This window comes from Caballeronia sp. LjRoot34, from assembly GCF_964253815.1.
Lineage (GTDB): Bacteria > Pseudomonadota > Gammaproteobacteria > Burkholderiales > Burkholderiaceae > Caballeronia.
The window spans coordinates 2065156-2082271 of the sequence record NZ_CAXUSB020000002.1 but is presented as its reverse complement, the minus strand read 5'-3'; the positions used below and the strand labels follow the sequence as shown (position 1 = coordinate 2082271).

The window sequence follows — 17116 nt, the reverse complement described above, 5'->3', positions numbered from 1 at the left end:
TTTATTTCTTGGGAGGTTCACGTGCGGCTTACCGATTTCAAGGCGCTCACCTTCGATTGTTACGGCACGCTGATCGACTGGGAGCGCGGTATAACGGCGAGTCTCATGCCTCTGATCAACCGCCTTGAGAAGCCGTTGACGCGTGACGAGGTGCTTGAGGCGCATGCGCGTCACGAATCCTCCCAGCAGCGCTACACGCCGGAGATGCCTTATCGGGATCTGCTCGCCGTCGTCTTCAAGCGGCTCGCGGAGGAATGGGGCGTTCATTATACGATGGACGAGGCTGTAGCATACGGACGGTCAGTGGGGCAGTGGCCTGCGTTCCCCGACTCCGCGAGTACGCTTCAATATCTCAAGAAGTACTTCAAGCTGATCATCCTGTCGAACGTTGACAATGAAAGTTTTGCCGACAGCCGCTCGATGCTGCAGGTAGACTTCGACGCGGTCATCACCGCGGAAGATGTCGGTTCTTATAAACCGTCTCATCGCAACTTCGACTACATGTTTGATATTCTCCCTTCCCTTGGCGTGCGCAAGGAAGAGACGCTGCACATTGCCGACAGCATATTTCACGATCACGAACCGGCGGCTGAGCTTGGCATAAAATCTTGCTGGATCTATCGCCGGTTCGAGCAGCGGGGCTTCGGCGCCACCATGCGCACCGTCAGTGAGCCGTCGGTTGAGTTCAAGTTCACGAGCATGGCGCAACTGGTGAAGGCGCACCACGAAGAGCTAAGCAGAGGGTGACCGGATAGACCCGCCTGCGAAATCACCGGACGCGAGAGCACGACATGACCACTCGACAGAAACTGGATCGGATCGACATCAAGATCCTGGCGGAACTGCAGAAGAACGGCAATATAACGAATTCAAATCTGGCCAACGCAGTCGGGTTATCGCCGAGTCCATGTCTTCAGCGGGTCAAACGGCTCGAATCGTCGGGCGTCATCTCGGGATACGGCGCGCGTCTCAATCTTGCGAAGCTGACTGCTACGGTGACGGTGTTTACCGAAGTGATGTTGCAAGACCATCGACGCGAGGATTTCATACGGTTTGAGGCGAACGTCCGGGAGATCGACGAGATCATCGAATGTCATCTGGTCAGTGGAGGGTATGACTATCTGTTGAAATTTCTCGTCGGGGATATCGGCCACTATCAGGAGGTGGTGGAAAGGCTGCTGGATCTCAACATTGGTATCGAGAAGTACTTTAGCTATATCGTTATCAAATCGCCATTTGTGAAGCACACCGTGGCGTTGGGCCGACTGCTGTCGGACGAACTGTGAGGTGGGGGGGTGTTGGGGTCAGTGCTGGGTTGGTGCTTTTAGTGTTAGTGGTCGGAGTCTATGCCGGGTTGCTGCTTTCGGCCTTAGTGGTCTGCCTGAGTCGGATTTTCTCTTTATCACTATTAGCCACTGTGCGTGGCGGCACGTCATTTCTTTGTCCAAAGCGACAAAGAAACGAAGCAAAGAAAGCGCTTTCAAACCACGCTACCCTAAGTGTCCACAGCGTGCAGTTTTCATTCATAGGTGCCCCAAAAGCACGGTGCTCGCCAGAGCCACGGATGTGTGAAACCCTCCTTCTCGCGAATCCTGACACGAACACGCTTCGCCCCGTACGCTCTCGGGCAAGCACGAGGTGCCTATGAACCGGGGCGGCCTCACGCGTCCTTACCGCTTGATTTCTTGGTCGGTTAGCGTTCATCCTGACATGAACACGCTTCGCCACCAGTGCTCTCGGGCAAGCACGAGGTGCCCAGGAACCGGGGCGGCCTCACGCGTCTTTACCACTCGATTTCTTGGTGGGTTAGCGTTCATCTCCTAACATGAACACGCTTCGCCACCAGTGCTCTCGGGCAAGCACGATGTGCCCAGGAACCGAGGTGGCCTCACGCGTCTTTATCACTTGATTTCTTCTTGGGTTAGCGTTCAGGGCATAGGAACAACGTTCGCTGTGCCCAGACGTCTTGCGACGACGGCGGTTGACGACCTTGCGGCGGTATTTATTGTCCACGACCGCGCGACAGTGGAATTGCAACGGGTCGGCGGCGCCGCAACGGTAGTAAAGAAACACATGGGCGTTGCCCGATGTCGCCGCCGTTCACATTGGCCGGTTCAGGCCCGAACTGCTTCGAGTTCCTTCTTGCTCGCTTCGCTGTCCTCCTTTGCCACTGCCGCGTGTACCAGCGGCAACAGATCGCGGCCGTAACCCAGCGCATCTTCCAGCGGATCGAAGCCGCGGATCAGGAACGTCGAGATGCCCAGGCGGTAATACTCGATCAACGCTTCCGTTACTTGTTCGGGCGTACCGACCAGCGACGTGGAGTTGCCCGCCGCTTTTGTCAACGCGGCGATACCGGTCCACAGACGCTTGTCCACCACGGTTCCCTTTGCCGCTTCGGCAAGTAGACGTTGCGAACCAACGTTCTTAGGTTCGCTCGGTCGTCGCGTGAAGTTAGGATTACTTTTCACTGCTTCTGTCGCGCGTGCGAGGATCGATTCCGCGCGTGCCCATGCGGCATCTTCGGTCGAAGCGATGATCGGGCGCAGCGAAAGGCTAAAGCGGATTGCGTTTTCACGGCCATACGGCTTGGCGGCGGCGCGCACCCGGGCGATGGTTTCGGCGACCTGGGCCAGCGACTCGCCCCACAGCGCAAAAACGTCGGCGTGCTTGCCCGCGACCTGGATTGCGGCTTCCGACGAACCGCCGAAATACACCGGTAGATGCGGTTTCTGCAGGGGACGAACCAGCGATCGGTGACCTTTCACCCGATAGAATTCACCCTCATGATCAAATGGCGTTTCGCTGGTCCATGACCGCTTCACGACATCGAGATATTCATCGGTGCGCTTGTAGCGGTCGTCGTGCTCGAGGAAGTCGCCGTCGCGTTGTTGTTCGGTATCGTCGCCGCCGGAGATGATGTGCACGGCGGTGCGGCCTGCGCTGAAGTGATCGAGCGTGGCGAGCTGACGGGCGGCGAGTGTCGGCGCGACAAAGCCCGGCCGATGCGCAAGCAGGATGCCCAAGCGCTTGGTTTGTTGCGCGACGAACGACGCGATCTGGAAACCGTCTGGGGACGCACTTGAGTGAGCGATTAGCACGCGGTCGAAACCACCATATTCGTGCGCTTGCGCGACTGCGGCTATGTACGGCGGATTGACCGCGGGTCCATGCGGTAAGTGGATTTCGCTTGATTCCTGATGGCTCACGTAGCCGATGAATTCAACGCTCATAGTAAAATAACTCCTTGGGTTTTTTGCTCGCGGCGGTGGACGGGTTTTGGTGGTTTTGGGGTTAGTGGTTGGGGCGGGGTTCGGGGTTAGTGGTCGGGGTCAATGCTGGGTTGGTCGGTTCTGGGGTTAGCGGTCGGGGTTGATGCCGGGTTGCTGCTTTCGGCCGTGGTGGTCTGCGAGAGTCGGATTTTCTCTTTATCACTATTAGCCACTGTGCGTGGCGGCACGTCATTTCTTTGTCCAAAGCGACAAAGAAACGAAGCAAAGAAAACGCTTTAACCGCTCTACCCTAAGAGACTGTTGCAGAATTACAAAAAGGGGCTGTTAACTTTTTGGCTCTGGTGTTAACTTCTGTCTTGTTTTCCCTGACAGGAAGCCATGGCTAAGGAACTTATAGACGACCAATTATGGGCACTCATCGAACCGCTGCTGCCCAAAGCTGCGCCGCGCAATCGCCGGTATGCAGGACGCAAGCCAATACCTGATCGCGCCGTGCTCACAGGCATCGTGTTCGTGCTGCGCGCAGGCCTCGCGTGGAATTTGCTGCCGCAGGAAATGGGCTGCGGGTCGGGCTCCACTTGCTGGAGGCGCCTGGACCAGTGGCATAAAGCGGGCGTATGGCAACGCATGCACGAAACGATGCTGGCCGAACTGCGCCGTCGAGGCCAACTCGATATGGCCAGAGTACTGGTCGACAGCTCCTCCATTCGCGCGTTGTACGCGGGAAAAAAACAGGCCCAAACCCCACGGACCGGCGCAAACTCGGCAGCAAACACCATATCATCGTCGATGCGCAAGGCATCCCGCTCGGCGTCATCCTGACGGGCGCAAACCGCCATGACGTCACTCAGCTTGACCCACTGGTCGAAGCCATTCCGCCAATTCGAGGCAAGCCAGGACGGCCCTTGCGTAAGCCCAAAATTGTTCAGGGCGACCGAGGCTATAGCTCTGAGCCACATCGGCGACGCTTTCGCAAACGCGGCATCACTCCTGAACTCGCGAAACTGCGCTCACCCCATGGCAGTGGTCTAGGCAAAACACGTTGGCCTGTCGAGCGTACGATCGCTTGGCTGCACTCCTATCGCCGCCTGAAGATGCGCTACGAGAAATATGCGCACATACACGAAGCCTTCCTCACGCTCGCGTGTGCTTTAACTTGCTGGACCCGGCTAAAAAATATGCAAACTTAATTCTGCAACAGTCTCTAAGTGTCCACAGCGTGCAGTTTCTATTCATAGGTGCCCCAAAAGCACGGTGCTCGCCAGAGCCACGGATGTGTGAAACCCTCCTTCTCCGAACACCGATACCCACACGCTTCGCCACCAGTGATTGAACCTGCCCAAGGGGCACCCCGCGCTATCCGCGGACGATCTCCCTCCAACTTTGTACGCATGACGGACCACGCCGCCAACCCGCCAAGAAATGGGGCCGCGAAGATGCGGGCGGCCATAACCGACGAAAATAGCTGTACAGAACGCGCAGCCAATTCACAAAAACTGAAGCAGTAAACACAAACACGCAAGAAGCTGTGGCCTATGAATACGGTCGCACAGACCAGGAGCTAAGCCGTCAAAAAACCGTAGCCGTAAATACCCGTAAGGCCGTGCGGGTTCCTTAGCAATTGTGCTTGCCCGAGAGCGTACGGGGCGAAGCGTGTTCGTGTCAGGATTCGCGAGAAGGAGGGGTTCAAACATCCTTCGCTCTGGCGAGCACCGTGCTTTTGGGGCACCTATGAATAGAAACTGCACGCTGTGGACACTTAGGGTAGAGCGGTTAAAGCGCTTTCTTTGCTTCGTTTCTTTGTCGCTTTGGACAAAGAAATGACGTGCCGCCACGCACAGTGGCTAATAGTGATAAAGAGAAAATCCGACTCTCGCAGACCACTAACGCTGAAAGCAGCAACCCGGCATTAACCAGAACCGCTAATCCGGAATCTAGCAACCGCCCAACCCCGCCCACCCCCCCCACCCTCAAGACAAAGACGCGGCTTCGTGCGTGCTAAACCCCACCCGCCCAAGCGCGCCGAGCAGCGCGTCATTCTGCGGCGTATGAATCCGCGAACACAACACATCCCGATGATGACGTTCGAGCGCATTGTTACGGCTCAACCCCGGATTGCCGCTTGCCTCGACCGCGAGTTCAACAGCAGTGATCGCGTTCTGCGTAACGAGATACGTGATAGCGGGTGCTTCATGCAGCGGAATGTTGCCATGCGAACCCGCATCCAGCAGCACGCGATTGTTGAGCAGCAATGCATCGATACGGCCAAGCGTCTGCTGGAAACTGCCCAGGCTCGAAAGCGGTGCACCTAAGTTGGCAGGCTTGCGATCCGCAGCCCAGGAAGCAAACCAGTCACGCGCAGACCGGGCGACAGCATCGTAGATCGACGAAAGCAGCACGTTCATCCACAACGTGGTGACCGGGTCCATGCCGCTCGCGGCAATCTCGGGAGAATTCAGGTCGACTGCGTGAGCCACGGGAACACGCACGTTCTCGAAGATCACTTCGTGACTGCCGGTTGCACGCATACCGAGGTGGTTCCACGGCTCACCGAAACGGATACCCGGTGTATCACGATGTACGAGGAACGTCCCCACACGCGGCGAACTTTCGTCCGTGCGGCCCCAAACAGCGAACCATGTCAGGCCCGGACTGCCCGTCGAATAGATCTTGCTGCCGTTGAGAATCCACGCGTCGCCGCTATCGGTCAGACGCCCGATCGTGCCGGGCAAACCGCCGCGCGAGGGGGAGCCCAATTCGGGCTCCACACGCAGCGAGTTGATGAGCGCGCCGTGTTCCACCGCATCGCGCGCCACCTGTTCCTTTAGCGCTTGCGGCCAGTTCGGATTGGCCTGCAAGCGCAGATGATAAAGACACTGCATCACAAGGATCAGCGCCGTCGACGGTTCACCCCGTGCAACCGCGCGCACTACCTTGAGCACTTGCGGGAGCGTCGCCTGACGGCCGCCGAGCGCTTTCGGCACCGTCAGCGCGAGCAAGCCGGCGCTTCGCAAACGCGCGAGGTTGTCGTCGGGAAAGATCGCATCACGATCCAGCGCGCCCGCGCTCGCAGCGAAATCCTGAGTGAGCGCGGCGAGCCATTGATCGGCAGCGGCGCTGTCGAGATCGGCGAGGGCGTCAAGCGCGATCGGGTCCTGCAAGGCTGTGGGTGGATGCCGTACGGTCATCGGAAGGTCCGTTGATAAAATATTCTTAGTGCGCCGTGAACTGGGCGTCGAAACTTGGTGTTACGTCCAGCGTCGTCTTGATCACGCCTGCACGAACGTAGAGGTCGGCAGTGTGTTGCTGCTCGGCGATCACCTTGCTGTCGATCGCGATCGGCTTTAACTGCGCTCGCTGGTAGACGACCTTCAGCACATCGGCGGGCAGGTGCGTGACGCGCGACTGGATAGCCGCGACCTCGTCGGGATGCGACAACGCCCATTGTTGACCAGCGGCTACGCGACGCACGAAGTCATCGATTTGCGCGCGTTTGGTCTTGATCGATTCGTCGGTAGCCGCCTGAAAGCTCAGCCCCGATGAAAGTCCCACACCATTCGCCACGCTGCGGTTGTTATCGCGCAATTCACCGAGCGCGACATACGGGTCCCATGTAGACCATGCATCGACGTTGCCCGACTCCAGCGCTGACTTGGCATCTGCGGGTTGCATGAACTCAAGGGTCACGTCAGAGAGCTTGATGCCCGCACGTTCCAGCGTCGCGATGGCCAGAAAATGGCCGATGGAACCGCGTGTGGTCGCAATGCGTTTGCCTTTTAAATCGGCTGCGTTCTTGATGGGTGACCCGGCTGGCACGAGGATCGCGAGGTCGACGGGTTGCGAGCGCGTTGCCGCCACCGCTCGCACGCGCGCACCGGCGGCGTAAGCGAAGATCAGCGGCGCGTCGCCAAGACCGCCTATATCGATTGCGCCTGCGTTCAAGGCCTCACCAAGCGGTTGCGCGGCGGGAAAGTTGAACCACTCGATCTTGTACGGCACGTCTTTCAACTGTCCGGATGCTTCGAGAATGCCGCGTGTCTGCAACTGCTGGTCGCCAACCTTCAGAACAGGTTCGGCTGCCGAAGCAAGAGGACGCAGCGCGGTGAATGCAGTCAGCGCGGCGATCAACAGGAGGCTGCGTCGTTTCATGAATCGTCCATGCAGGAAAAAGCATTCACGATACGATTCGCCGCGGCATTAGACAAACGCATTGTTCTGCTTTGCTAATCGCCGGAATTGGAATGACGCGGATCGGGCCGAGCCGCGTCATGTCTGATGTTTCAGATCACGAAGAAGCCATGCGTGCCGTCACGTTCGAGTTGCGCGACAAGGCCGTACTCCCACTCAAGGTACGCGTTCATTGCTTCGTGCGGAGCGTCGGTGCCTTCATATGGACGCCGGTACCGGTCGATACGCGGCGACGCCAGATGCGTCTCGCCCTTCGCAAGCGGCAAGCCTGCCGCGGTCCAGGCAGCGGTACCGCCTTCGAGCAACAGCACGGGCTTCGATGTGAGCGCCGCCACTTCAGGTCCGGCGAACGCGGCAAGCGCGCTCGATCCGCACGTGACCACGTATTGCTTCGCATCCGGCAATGCAGGCAGGTCGAGCGCAAGCCGCGAGCGCACGGTCCACCATGCGCCGGGAATGTGTCCCTTCACATGGTTGCCGCTCGCCGTGAAGTCGAGCACGATGGTCTGGCTCGCGGGATCGTCGAGCAAGGCGGCGAGGTCGCTCGCGGTGATCGTGGGCGTGGCGGCGGGCAGCGGTTTCGCGGCGCGCCATGGGCCTTGTTCGGTCAGATCGGCGCTTGTCGCGCCGTCGATTACGTCATCGACTACATACACGTCGATGTTCATCTGCGCGAGCCATGACGCCGTCATATTGGCGCGTACGCCGTCATCGTCGAAGAGGGCCACGCGAGCGCCTCGGACCGGCGCGAACATCTCCGTTTCCTGCACGAGCTGGCCGCCCGGTGCGCCCTGAAAACCTGCTGCATGCGCGTGTTCGTATTCGGCCGGCGTGCGGACATCGAAACGATAGGTCGTGCGTTCCGCATCGTCCGCCCAGCGTTGCGCCTCCGCTAGTGTCGTGCGTTTCACGCCCGCGCGATCGGCTACGGCGCGGGACGATTCACGCGAGGCGGCGTCGGTGCGGCCGTCGTCGGCGGCGAACTGCCGCGCGCTGCCATGAGCGAGCAACTGGCCCGCGAGCAACCAGCCGATCGTGCCGTTGCGCAACGCGGCCACCGGGTTCGGAATCCCTGCATTCACCAACGACTGTGTGCCGATGATGCTGCGCGTACGCCCCGCGCAATTCACGATCACGCGTGTCTTGGGATCGGGCGCGAGTGCACGGGCACGCAACACAAGTTCAGCGCCCGGTACGCTGATGCTGCCGGGGATATTCATCGTCTGATATTCGTCGTAGCGGCGCGCGTCCAGCACGACCATGTCCTCGCCGCTTTTCAGCAACGCATCGACTGCTTCAGCCGATAACGCCGGCGTATGCCGCTTCGCTTCCACGAATTCGCCGAACGCCTTGCTGGGGACGTTGACATCGCGGAACACTTCGCCGCCTGCGCGTTCCCAGCCTTTCAGGCCGCCTTCGAACAACGCAACATCGGTATAGCCGAGTTCTTCGAACCGTCGTGCAGCGCGTTGCGCGAGACCTTCGCCGTCATCGAGCAGAACGATCGGCACGCTCTTGCGCGGCAGCTTGGTAAAGGCGTCGAGTTCGATCTTCGACAGCGACAGGTTGGCTGCAAACAAAGGGTGACGTTGCGCGTGCGGATCTTCTTCGCGGACATCGAGGAAGGCTATTTCGCGCTTTGAAAGCAGGGTGTCGCGCACGTCGTTGAAGCTGCGCTGGGGGATGGCGCTCATGAGTCGAGTCGTTCCTTCGAGAGGTTCCAGAGGTTGGGAAGCGTATCGTTTGTATAACCGGAGACAAACGGTTTCGGCGGACCATCAAGGGGATAGACGTGTCGCGAGATGCCGCCGATGTTCGCACCGTACACATGAATGCTGATGGACACACGGTCGTCGAACGCATTGCTCACGCGATGAATATCGCCGATGGAGGGCGACACCGCCGCCACTGCGCCACGTTCGAGTAACTGGTCTGCGCCCGATGTGACGAGCGCTCCGTGGTCGCTGCGTGCATACGAGCGTGCAACTTCCGCGCCGCGCAATACGCCGACGAGACCCCACACCGTGTGATCGTGGACGGGCGTTTGCTGACCCGGTCCCCACACGAAGCTGACGACCGAGAAACGTTGACGGGCATCGGCGTAGAGCAGGAATTGCTGGTAGCGATCAGGCGACGGTTGCGCGTAGGCATCGGGCAGCCAGTCGTCTTCGGCTATCAGTTTGCTCAGCGAAACCGCACCTTGTTCGAGCAGGTGCGCTTCGGGTAAATTTTTATCGACGAGTTGCGCAATCTCGCTTATGAATCCGCGCAGTTTTTCGTGGCTCATCGTTTAGTACAGCTTCAGGCCGCGTGTGCAATATGCGAGGTCAGTTCACGCGTGGCCGGGATCAACTCGCGACCGTAATCGAGCGTGTCTTCCAGCGGATCGAAGCCGCGAATCAGGAACGTGGTTACGCCAAGCGCATGATATTCGGCCAGCGTTTGCGCCACTTGTGCCGGGGTGCCAACGAGCGCCGTCGAATTCGAACGGCCGCCAATCTCCTTCGCCACGCCAGTCCACAGGCGATCATCGGCGCGCACGCCATCGCCCGCTGCGGCCAGCAGGCGGCGCGCGCCTTCGCTTTGCTGCGGTGTTGCTTCGCCAAGACCTTGCTCGGCACGCAGCCGCCGCGTTTCAGCAAGAATATGTTCAGCACGTTCCCACGCGGCCTTTTCCGTTGCCGCAAGAATTGGCCGGAACGATACGGAGAAGCGCACGTTGCGCCCATGTTTTGCTGCTTCGGCGCGAACGCGGGTGACCTGTTCGCGCACCTGTTCCTTCGATTCGCCCCACAGCGCGTAGACGTCCGCGTGCTTGCCCGCGACTTCGATAGCCGGTGCCGATGCGCCGCCGAAATAGATCGGTACATACGGGGCTTGCTTGGGCTTTACTTCTGAGAATGCTTTTTCGAAGCGGTAATAGCGGCCTTCGTGATCGAAGGGTTCGGATTCGGTCCACACGCGTCGCAGGATCTGTAGATATTCGTCGGTGCGGGCGTAGCGTTCGTCGTGCGAGAGAAAGTCGCCGTCGCGGCGTTGTTCGACGTCGCTGCCGCCCGAGATGAAGTGGACCGCGAGCCGGCCGCCGCTTAGCTGATCGAGCGTGGCGAGCTGGCGTGCGGCGAGAGTTGGTGCGACGAATCCCGGGCGATGCGCGAGCATGAAGTGAATGCGCTGCGTGACGCCGGCCGCGTAGCCGACGGTCAGCATGGCGTCGGGGCTGGTCGACTGATAGGGCACGAGAATGCGGTCGAAGCCGGCTTTTTCGTGCGCCTGGGCGAAGTCGCGGAGGTAGTCGATATCGATTGCCGGACCGCTCGCCAAATGCGTCTCCGATACTTTTTGCTGCTGGATCATGCCGATGAATTCGACGCTCACGAAAGACGCTCCTCGTTGATTCACACTGTAAGGCAGTGCGTGAAGAGACGCTTCAGGACGCTGCCGATAGCTTCAAAGGCTAACATCGGCTGACGCAGATCTTAAATATCAAAACGAGCTAAACATATGGGGTGAGCTTCTCTGTGGAGACACGAGGGGATCGCGATATCACGCAGCACGACTCGGTCGAGTCGTGCATAAGGCTGAGGAAATTGGCAGGGTATTGAGCGCAGGCGCAGGGCGCGCCTACTCAATCTTTGCCATATTGAAACCCCCGTCGGCCAGACCTTACAACTCCTTACTCTTCCCCGACGACCCCGACCCCGACTTCGCACTAGCCGGCGACCTTGCCCGCCACCGGCTGGTCGTCTCTTTCCCAGCAACTTCGTCCATTGCCACCGCGATCAATTCGACCCGTTGCTCGCGCGTAAAACTCGCGTACGCCACGCCGTCGATCACGCCATGTTTCTTCAAGAGATGAACCGCAGCCGACCGGTTCGCCTTCTCGAGTTCCAGGTCTTCCTGCGCGCTGAGCAATGCCGCTGTCAAACTCGCAACCGCGGCTTTTTCTTGTGCGACGTCGAATTTCATCAGGTCCACCTTGACGTCGATGCCTGGCGCATCCGCCGACATCCTAAGCTGCAATTGGGTCAGTTCGCGTTTCAAATCGCCTTCCCGCCGAAGCGCGCGTTCGAGCTTTTGCGCCATGCCGGGGTGCGATCGCCCGTGGCCGCGAAAGAGGGTGCTGAAGGTGTTTCCGAGAATTCCCATACCGTCATGACCTCGAGATGATTTGTTCATCGGCAAGTGCAGTCCGATGGCCGCAGATGTGCACTCTTCCGGTATCTACGGCAACTCGGGGCAATTCTTTAGGTTTTTTAAGCACTGCCTGATTAACGGTATTTTTTACACGATGAAAGCCGCAAAAAAGACGAAAAAACGCCCGATAATCAACATGATAGTGATTATCGGGCGTTTGACTGCAGCAATCGGATTGAGGCTTAAACAGCTATCCGTAAGGTGAACTGCTCGGCGCAACCGCGTCAGACCACAACTTCCTCGGCTTCGGCCTCAACCGTTTCCGTCTCCGAATTCCGGATCAGGTAATCGAATGCGCTGAGCGACGCTTTGGCGCCTTCGCCGACCGCGATTACGATCTGCTTGAACGGCACTGTGGTGACATCGCCGGCCGCGAATACACCGGGCACCGATGTCGCGCCGCGCGCATCGACCACGATCTCACCGTGACGCGACAACTCGACCGTGCCCTTGAGCCATTCCGTATTCGGCACCAGCCCGATCTGCACGAATACACCTTCCAGTTCGATGTGCTTCGCTTCGCCCGAACTCAGGTCCTTGTACGAAAGACCGTTGACCTTCTTGCCGTCGCCGGTGACTTCCGTGGTCTGAGCCTGCGTGATGATGCTCACGTTCTTGAGGCTGCGCAGCTTGCGTTGCAGCACGGCGTCGGCACGCAACTCCGTACCGAATTCGAGCAGCGTCACCGCGCTGACCAGTCCAGCCAGATCGATCGCTGCTTCAACGCCAGAATTGCCGCCGCCGATCACCGCAACACGCTTACCCTTGAACAACGGGCCATCGCAATGCGGGCAATACGCCACGCCGTGGTTGCGATATTGCTTCTCACCCGGCACGTTGATTTCGCGCCAGCGAGCGCCCGTGGCAAGCACGATCGTCTTCGCTTTCAGCACCGCGCCGTTGGCGAGGCGCACTTCATGAATCTTGCCCGGCACGAGCGCTTCGGCACGCTGCACGTCCATGATGTCGACGTCATAGCTCTTGACGTGCTGCTCGAGCGCGGTTGCGAACTGCGGCCCTTCGGTCGCTTGCACCGAGACAAAATTTTCGATGGCGAGCGTATCCAGCACTTGTCCGCCAAAGCGCTCAGCGGCCACGCCGGTCGAAATGCCCTTGCGCGCCGAGTAGATGGCCGCCGCCGCGCCGGCCGGTCCTCCGCCGACGATCAGCACATCGAATACGCCTTTCTTTTCGAGTTCCTTCGCGGCGCGGGCGCCGGCGTTGCTATCGAGCTTCGCGAGGATTTCCTTCACGCCGGTTCGGCCTTGCCCGAACACTTCACCGTTCATGTAGACGGTGGGGACGGCCATGATCTGGCGCTGCTCGACTTCGTCCTGAAACAACGCGCCGTCGATGGTGACCTGGCGGATACGCGGATTGATAAGCGCCATCACGTTCAGCGCCTGCACGACTTCCGGGCAGTTCTGGCACGACAGCGAGATATACGTTTCAAACTCATAGTCGCCATCGAGCGCGCGGATCTGTTCGATCACCGCGTCGTCGAGTTTGACCGGATGGCCGCCGGTCTGGAGCAGCGCCAGGACCAGCGACGTGAATTCATGGCCCATCGGAATACCCGCGAAACGGATACCCGTAGGTTTGCCCGGTTCGCCGATGGAAAACGACGGCTTGCGCTCGGCATCGTCGCGCTTCTCGATCACCGCAATGCGGTCCGACAGCGTGGCGATTTCATGCAGCAGGCCTTGCAGCTCGACGGATTTCGGCGAGTTGTCGAGTGAAGCGACGATCTCGATCGGCCGGCTGACCTTTTCCAGATACGCTTTCAACTGAGTCTTGAGGTTGGCTTCCAGCATGGCGATTCGAGTCCGTGTGACGAGGGTTTTTATTAACTATTAACGCAAGGGAATGCGAGGCGAGCGTCATCCGGGCCGCGAGCGGCCCGGACTGTACAGCGCTTTACAACGAGGATTTAAAGCAAAAGCAGCGAGGATTTAAAGCTTAGATCTTGCCGACGAGGTCAAGCGACGGCGTCAGCGTTTCAGCGCCCGGCGTCCACTTGGCGGGGCAGACTTCGCCCGGATGCGAGGCGACGTATTGCGCGGCCTGCACCTTGCGCAGCAGTTCGCCAGCGTCACGGCCGATGCCGTTGTCGTGGATTTCGCACAGCTTGATCTCGCCTTCCGGGTTGATCACGAACGTGCCGCGCAGCGCCAGGCCTTCTTCTTCGATCAACACGTCGAAGGCGCGCGAGATCACCAGCGTCGGATCGGCAATCATCGGATACTGGATCTTGGCGATCGTGTCCGACGTGTCGTGCCATGCCTTGTGCGTGAAATGGGTGTCGGTCGACACACTGTAGATTTCGACGCCCAGCTTCTTGAATTCTGCGTAACGGTCGGCCAGATCGCCGAGTTCCGTCGGGCAAACAAACGTGAAGTCAGCCGGGTAGAACACCAGGACGGACCATTTGCCCTTCAGGCTTTCTTCGGTCACGGTGACGAAGTCGCCGTTGTGGTAAGCATTGGCTTTGAACGGTTTGACCTGGCTGTTGATGATCGGCATTGCGTATGTCCTTGTGTTAAGTGGTTAAGTGGTAAGGAAGTGAACGAAGTATGACGGGAGGCGCCCAATATGGAAAATCGAATGATTTAATGGGGCCGATGTGGTGAGGCTATCAGGGTTAATACGGCTGAGTGAGGCCGCCGCATTAACGGGGCCGCATTTTATCGTTACCTGGAACCTGCTGCCAATATCAAGATCGCCGGAATCCGGGATCGCAGGCAGGTTCAACGAACACGACGGGCATGGGCGTTGCGCACATCCCGCTTTTAGCTAACGGAATCAACAGGAGGGTGTATGAAAATCGGCATCATTGGCGCGGGTAATATTGGCCGCGTACTGGCGCTGCGCTGGGTCGAGCATGGGCATGAGGTCCTGATCGGCAACTCGCGGGGGCCGGATACGCTGGCCGAAGTCGCGGCCGAAACCGGGGCAACGGCCGCCGAGCTTACCGACGTGGTACGCGGCGCGGCCGTGATCGTGGTCACGATTCCCGAAAAGAAAGTGCTGAATCTGCCGGCCGGCTTGTTCGACGACGTGCCGGAGACCACGGTCGTGATCGACACCGGCAATTACTATCCGCGCGAGCGCGATGGCCGTATCGACGGGATCGAGTCCGGCATGATGGAAAGTGCGTGGGTCTCGCAGCAGATCGGGCGTCCGGTCATCAAGGTGTTCAACAACATCTACGCGGCGCATTTGCGCGATCTCGGCAAGCCTGAGGGCACGTCGGGACGCGTGGCGTTGCCGGTCTCGGGCGATAACGCCGATGCCAAAGCCGTCGTAATGCAACTGGTCAACGAGATCGGCTTCGATCCGGTAGATAACGGCGGTATTGACGACTCCTGGCGTCACCAGCCGGGCACGCCGGTCTACACGAAGGATTTCGACCGCGAAGGCCTGAAGGCCGGTTTGCAGAAGGCAGAGAAGGCTCGCAAGCCGCAATGGAGCGCGACGGACAAGAGCCCCGGCAGCTTCGATCACCCCGCATGAAGCAACACGGCGACGAGCCTTTCAAATTCAAAGCCCGTCGCCTTGAAGCCGGGGCGCGTTGTCAGTCGAGCGAGATGCCGTCGAAACGATGACCGCCCAGCGGGCTGATCTCGTAGCCCTTGACGTCCTTCGTCATCAACTGAAACGCGTTGGCGTGGGCGATCGGCGTGTACGGAACCTGATCCTTGAACACGACCTGCGCCTGCTCATACAGCCTGGTGCGGGCCGGCTGGTCGGTGATCAGCCGCGCTTTCCCGATCAGGTCGTCGAACTGCTTGTCGCACCACTTCGCCACGTTGCTGCCATGCACCGCGTCGCAGCCGAGGGTCGTGCCGAGCCAGTTGTCCGGGTCGCCGTTATCGCCCATCCAGCCGTAAAGGATGGCGTCGTGCTCGCCGCCTTCTTTCGCGCGCTTGTTATATTCGGCCCATTCGTAGGTCACGATGTTCGCTTTCACGCCAATCTTCGCCCAATCCGATTGAATCAATTGCGCCATCAGGCGCGCGTTGGGGTTATAGCCGCGCTGCACGGGCATGGCCCATAACGTGATCGAAAAGCCGTTCGGAAAACCCGCCTGCTTCAGCAGTTCACGCGCCTTCGCGGGATCATACGGCGCATCTTTCAGCGCCTTGTTATACGACCATTGTGACGGCGGCATCGGATTCGAGGCCACGGTCGCAGCCCCTTCGTAGACGCTCTTCAGGATGGCCGGTTTGTCGACGGCCATGTCCAGCGCGCGGCGCACCAGCACGTTATCGAGCGGTTTGTGGGTGGTGTTGTAGCCGACATAAGCTACGTTGAAACCTACGCCTGACAGCACCGTGAGGTTCGGATTGCTGCGCGCGGTCTGGATATCGGCGGGGCGCGGGAAGGCGGTCATCTGGCATTCGCCGCTCGCGAGCTTTTGCATGCGCACAGCCGCGTCCGGCGTGATGGCGAACACCAGTTTTGCGATATGCACGTCCTTCTTGTTCCAGAAGTCCGGATTCGCGTCGTAGCGGATGATCGCGTCTTTCTGATAATCACGGAACACGAACGGCCCGGTGCCCACGGGCTTCTGGTTCAGGTCCTCCGCCTTGCCGGCCTTCAGCAACTGGTCGGCGTATTGCGCCGACACGATGGAGGCGAACTCCATCGCTATATTGCGTACGAACACTACGTCGGAGGTGTGCAGCGTGAAGCGCACCGTGTAGTCATCGAGTTTTTCAATCGATGCAATGTTCTTGTCGTAACCGAGATCGCTGAGATACGGGAAGCTGACCGGATGCGCTTTCTGGAACGGATTGTCCGGATCGATCATGCGTTTGAACGTGAAGATGACGTCGTCCGCATCGAAGTCGCGCGTGGGCTTGAACCAGGGCGTGGTCTGGAACTTGACGCCGTGCCGCAAATGAAACGTGAAGGTCTTCGCATCGGCCGATTCGTCCCATGACTCGGCCAGACCGGGCACCAGGGTGAGCGAACCGCGCTCGAATTCGACCAGGGTGTCGTAGACTGCGTGCGCGCCGGCGTCGAAGTCGGTGCTGGTGGTGTATTGCGCGGAATCGAAGCCCGCGGGACTGCCTTCCGAACAGAACACCAGGGTTTTGCCCGCCGCTTGGGCCGTGCCGGTGAGCGCCCCAAGGGCGGCAAGCGTGCAAACCGCAGTGCGGGCCAGCGCGAAGAACGAGCTGGCTGTCGAGCTTTGATTCGGGCTTTGATATGGCATGTAAGGTCGGTAAGGGTTGACGGGCGCTGCCCGGAGGCACGCGGGCGCGCCTAAGTAGTCATGTACTTTACCAACCACGGAATTTTTGACGAAGCGATACGTTCTTCTTTTGATATGTCGAAAACCGTCGTCGGGACCTGGGGCGGTTTCACCCGGTTCATCGGACGGCCACAGGTCCTTCCAGCCTGCGGGCTGCAAATATTTCCCGGGCGTTTTAACATGTCGGACCGGGCGCTCCCGCTTTCTTCCAGCTTCTTGCTAAAGTTACCGATTAAAT

General features: G+C 59.4%; 14 protein-coding genes. 4 read left to right on the top strand and 10 right to left on the bottom strand.

From position 1 onward, the window contains the following. Positions 1-21: 21 nt before the first annotated feature. Both ACSQ36_RS28880 and ACSQ36_RS28875 read left to right on the top strand, forming a co-directional pair. Positions 22-747: a haloacid dehalogenase type II gene (locus tag ACSQ36_RS28880; RefSeq protein WP_436184606.1), complete on the top strand. Its 726-nt coding sequence runs from the start codon at positions 22-24 to the stop codon at positions 745-747. A gap of 44 nt (positions 748-791) precedes the next feature. After that, positions 792-1286, top strand: a complete 495-nt coding sequence (locus ACSQ36_RS28875; RefSeq protein WP_436184605.1) for an Lrp/AsnC family transcriptional regulator — start codon at positions 792-794, stop codon at positions 1284-1286. An 828-nt stretch (positions 1287-2114) separates the two neighbouring features. Here ACSQ36_RS28875 and ACSQ36_RS28870 read toward each other — a convergent pair. Continuing rightward, positions 2115-3233, bottom strand: coding sequence for an LLM class flavin-dependent oxidoreductase (locus ACSQ36_RS28870; RefSeq protein WP_436184604.1), 1119 nt, complete (start codon positions 3231-3233; stop codon positions 2115-2117). A 378-nt stretch (positions 3234-3611) separates the two neighbouring features. Between ACSQ36_RS28870 and ACSQ36_RS28865 the strand changes: the two genes are divergently transcribed. Then, a protein-coding gene (locus tag ACSQ36_RS28865; protein ID WP_436180705.1) for an IS5 family transposase occupies positions 3612-4423 on the top strand; the annotation gives its coding sequence in 2 pieces (ribosomal slippage) (positions 3612-3960 and positions 3960-4423; 813 coding nt in all). A gap of 780 nt (positions 4424-5203) precedes the next feature. On the opposite strand, the gene ACSQ36_RS28860 is transcribed toward ACSQ36_RS28865, so the two are convergent. The 8 genes from ACSQ36_RS28860 to ahpC form a co-directional block, all read right to left on the bottom strand. After that, positions 5204-6421: an acyl-CoA dehydrogenase family protein gene (locus ACSQ36_RS28860; protein ID WP_436184603.1), complete on the bottom strand. Its 1218-nt coding sequence runs from the start codon at positions 6419-6421 to the stop codon at positions 5204-5206. A gap of 25 nt (positions 6422-6446) precedes the next feature. Next, positions 6447-7382, bottom strand: a complete 936-nt coding sequence (locus ACSQ36_RS28855; RefSeq protein WP_436184602.1) for an ABC transporter substrate-binding protein — start codon at positions 7380-7382, stop codon at positions 6447-6449. A gap of 131 nt (positions 7383-7513) precedes the next feature. Further along, on the bottom strand, positions 7514-9115 hold the full coding sequence (locus tag ACSQ36_RS28850) for a rhodanese homology domain-containing protein (RefSeq protein WP_436184601.1): 1602 nt from the start codon (positions 9113-9115) through the stop codon (positions 7514-7516). Continuing rightward, positions 9112-9708 carry a cysteine dioxygenase gene (locus ACSQ36_RS28845; protein ID WP_213768779.1) on the bottom strand — a complete coding sequence of 199 codons (597 nt, stop codon included), beginning with the start codon at positions 9706-9708 and terminating at the stop codon, positions 9112-9114. Before ACSQ36_RS28845 ends, ACSQ36_RS28850 begins: the two co-directional genes overlap by 4 nt. A gap of 14 nt (positions 9709-9722) precedes the next feature. Further along, positions 9723-10799 (bottom strand): LLM class flavin-dependent oxidoreductase, encoded by a 1077-nt coding sequence (locus tag ACSQ36_RS28840; RefSeq protein ID WP_436184600.1) that lies wholly within the window; start codon positions 10797-10799, stop codon positions 9723-9725. A 288-nt stretch (positions 10800-11087) separates the two neighbouring features. After that, positions 11088-11570, bottom strand: a complete 483-nt coding sequence (locus tag ACSQ36_RS28835) for a hypothetical protein (protein WP_213768781.1) — start codon at positions 11568-11570, stop codon at positions 11088-11090. Positions 11571-11842: 272 nt separating this feature from the next. Next, positions 11843-13432 (bottom strand): alkyl hydroperoxide reductase subunit F, encoded by a 1590-nt coding sequence (ahpF, locus tag ACSQ36_RS28830; RefSeq protein ID WP_436184599.1) that lies wholly within the window; start codon positions 13430-13432, stop codon positions 11843-11845. A gap of 145 nt (positions 13433-13577) precedes the next feature. Further along, positions 13578-14141, bottom strand: coding sequence for an alkyl hydroperoxide reductase subunit C (gene ahpC, locus ACSQ36_RS28825; RefSeq protein WP_213768783.1), 564 nt, complete (start codon positions 14139-14141; stop codon positions 13578-13580). A gap of 294 nt (positions 14142-14435) precedes the next feature. Here ahpC and ACSQ36_RS28820 point away from each other — a divergent pair, with 294 nt between their 5' ends. Beyond that, positions 14436-15131 (top strand): NADPH-dependent F420 reductase, encoded by a 696-nt coding sequence (locus ACSQ36_RS28820; RefSeq protein WP_436184598.1) that lies wholly within the window; start codon positions 14436-14438, stop codon positions 15129-15131. A 61-nt stretch (positions 15132-15192) separates the two neighbouring features. On the opposite strand, the gene ACSQ36_RS28815 is transcribed toward ACSQ36_RS28820, so the two are convergent. Beyond that, the gene (locus ACSQ36_RS28815) at positions 15193-16839 is read right to left on the bottom strand and encodes an ABC transporter substrate-binding protein (RefSeq protein WP_436184597.1); all 1647 of its coding nucleotides are present in this window, start codon (positions 16837-16839) and stop codon (positions 15193-15195) included. Between the last annotated feature and the right edge of the window lie 277 nt (positions 16840-17116).

Coding starts and splice junctions, on each gene's coding strand:
- ACSQ36_RS28875 (WP_436184605.1), top strand. CDS start 792: ATGACCACTCGACAGAAACTGGATCGGATCGACATCAAGATCCTGGCG.
- ACSQ36_RS28870 (WP_436184604.1), bottom strand. CDS start 3,233: ATGAGCGTTGAATTCATCGGCTACGTGAGCCATCAGGAATCAAGCGAA.
- ACSQ36_RS28860 (WP_436184603.1), bottom strand. CDS start 6,421: ATGACCGTACGGCATCCACCCACAGCCTTGCAGGACCCGATCGCGCTT.
- ACSQ36_RS28855 (WP_436184602.1), bottom strand. CDS start 7,382: ATGAAACGACGCAGCCTCCTGTTGATCGCCGCGCTGACTGCATTCACC.
- ACSQ36_RS28850 (WP_436184601.1), bottom strand. CDS start 9,115: ATGAGCGCCATCCCCCAGCGCAGCTTCAACGACGTGCGCGACACCCTG.
- ACSQ36_RS28845 (WP_213768779.1), bottom strand. CDS start 9,708: ATGAGCCACGAAAAACTGCGCGGATTCATAAGCGAGATTGCGCAACTC.
- ACSQ36_RS28835 (WP_213768781.1), bottom strand. CDS start 11,570: ATGGGAATTCTCGGAAACACCTTCAGCACCCTCTTTCGCGGCCACGGG.
- ahpF (WP_436184599.1), bottom strand. CDS start 13,432: ATGCTGGAAGCCAACCTCAAGACTCAGTTGAAAGCGTATCTGGAAAAG.
- ahpC (WP_213768783.1), bottom strand. CDS start 14,141: ATGCCGATCATCAACAGCCAGGTCAAACCGTTCAAAGCCAATGCTTAC.
- ACSQ36_RS28820 (WP_436184598.1), top strand. CDS start 14,436: ATGAAAATCGGCATCATTGGCGCGGGTAATATTGGCCGCGTACTGGCG.
- ACSQ36_RS28815 (WP_436184597.1), bottom strand. CDS start 16,839: ATGCCATATCAAAGCCCGAATCAAAGCTCGACAGCCAGCTCGTTCTTC.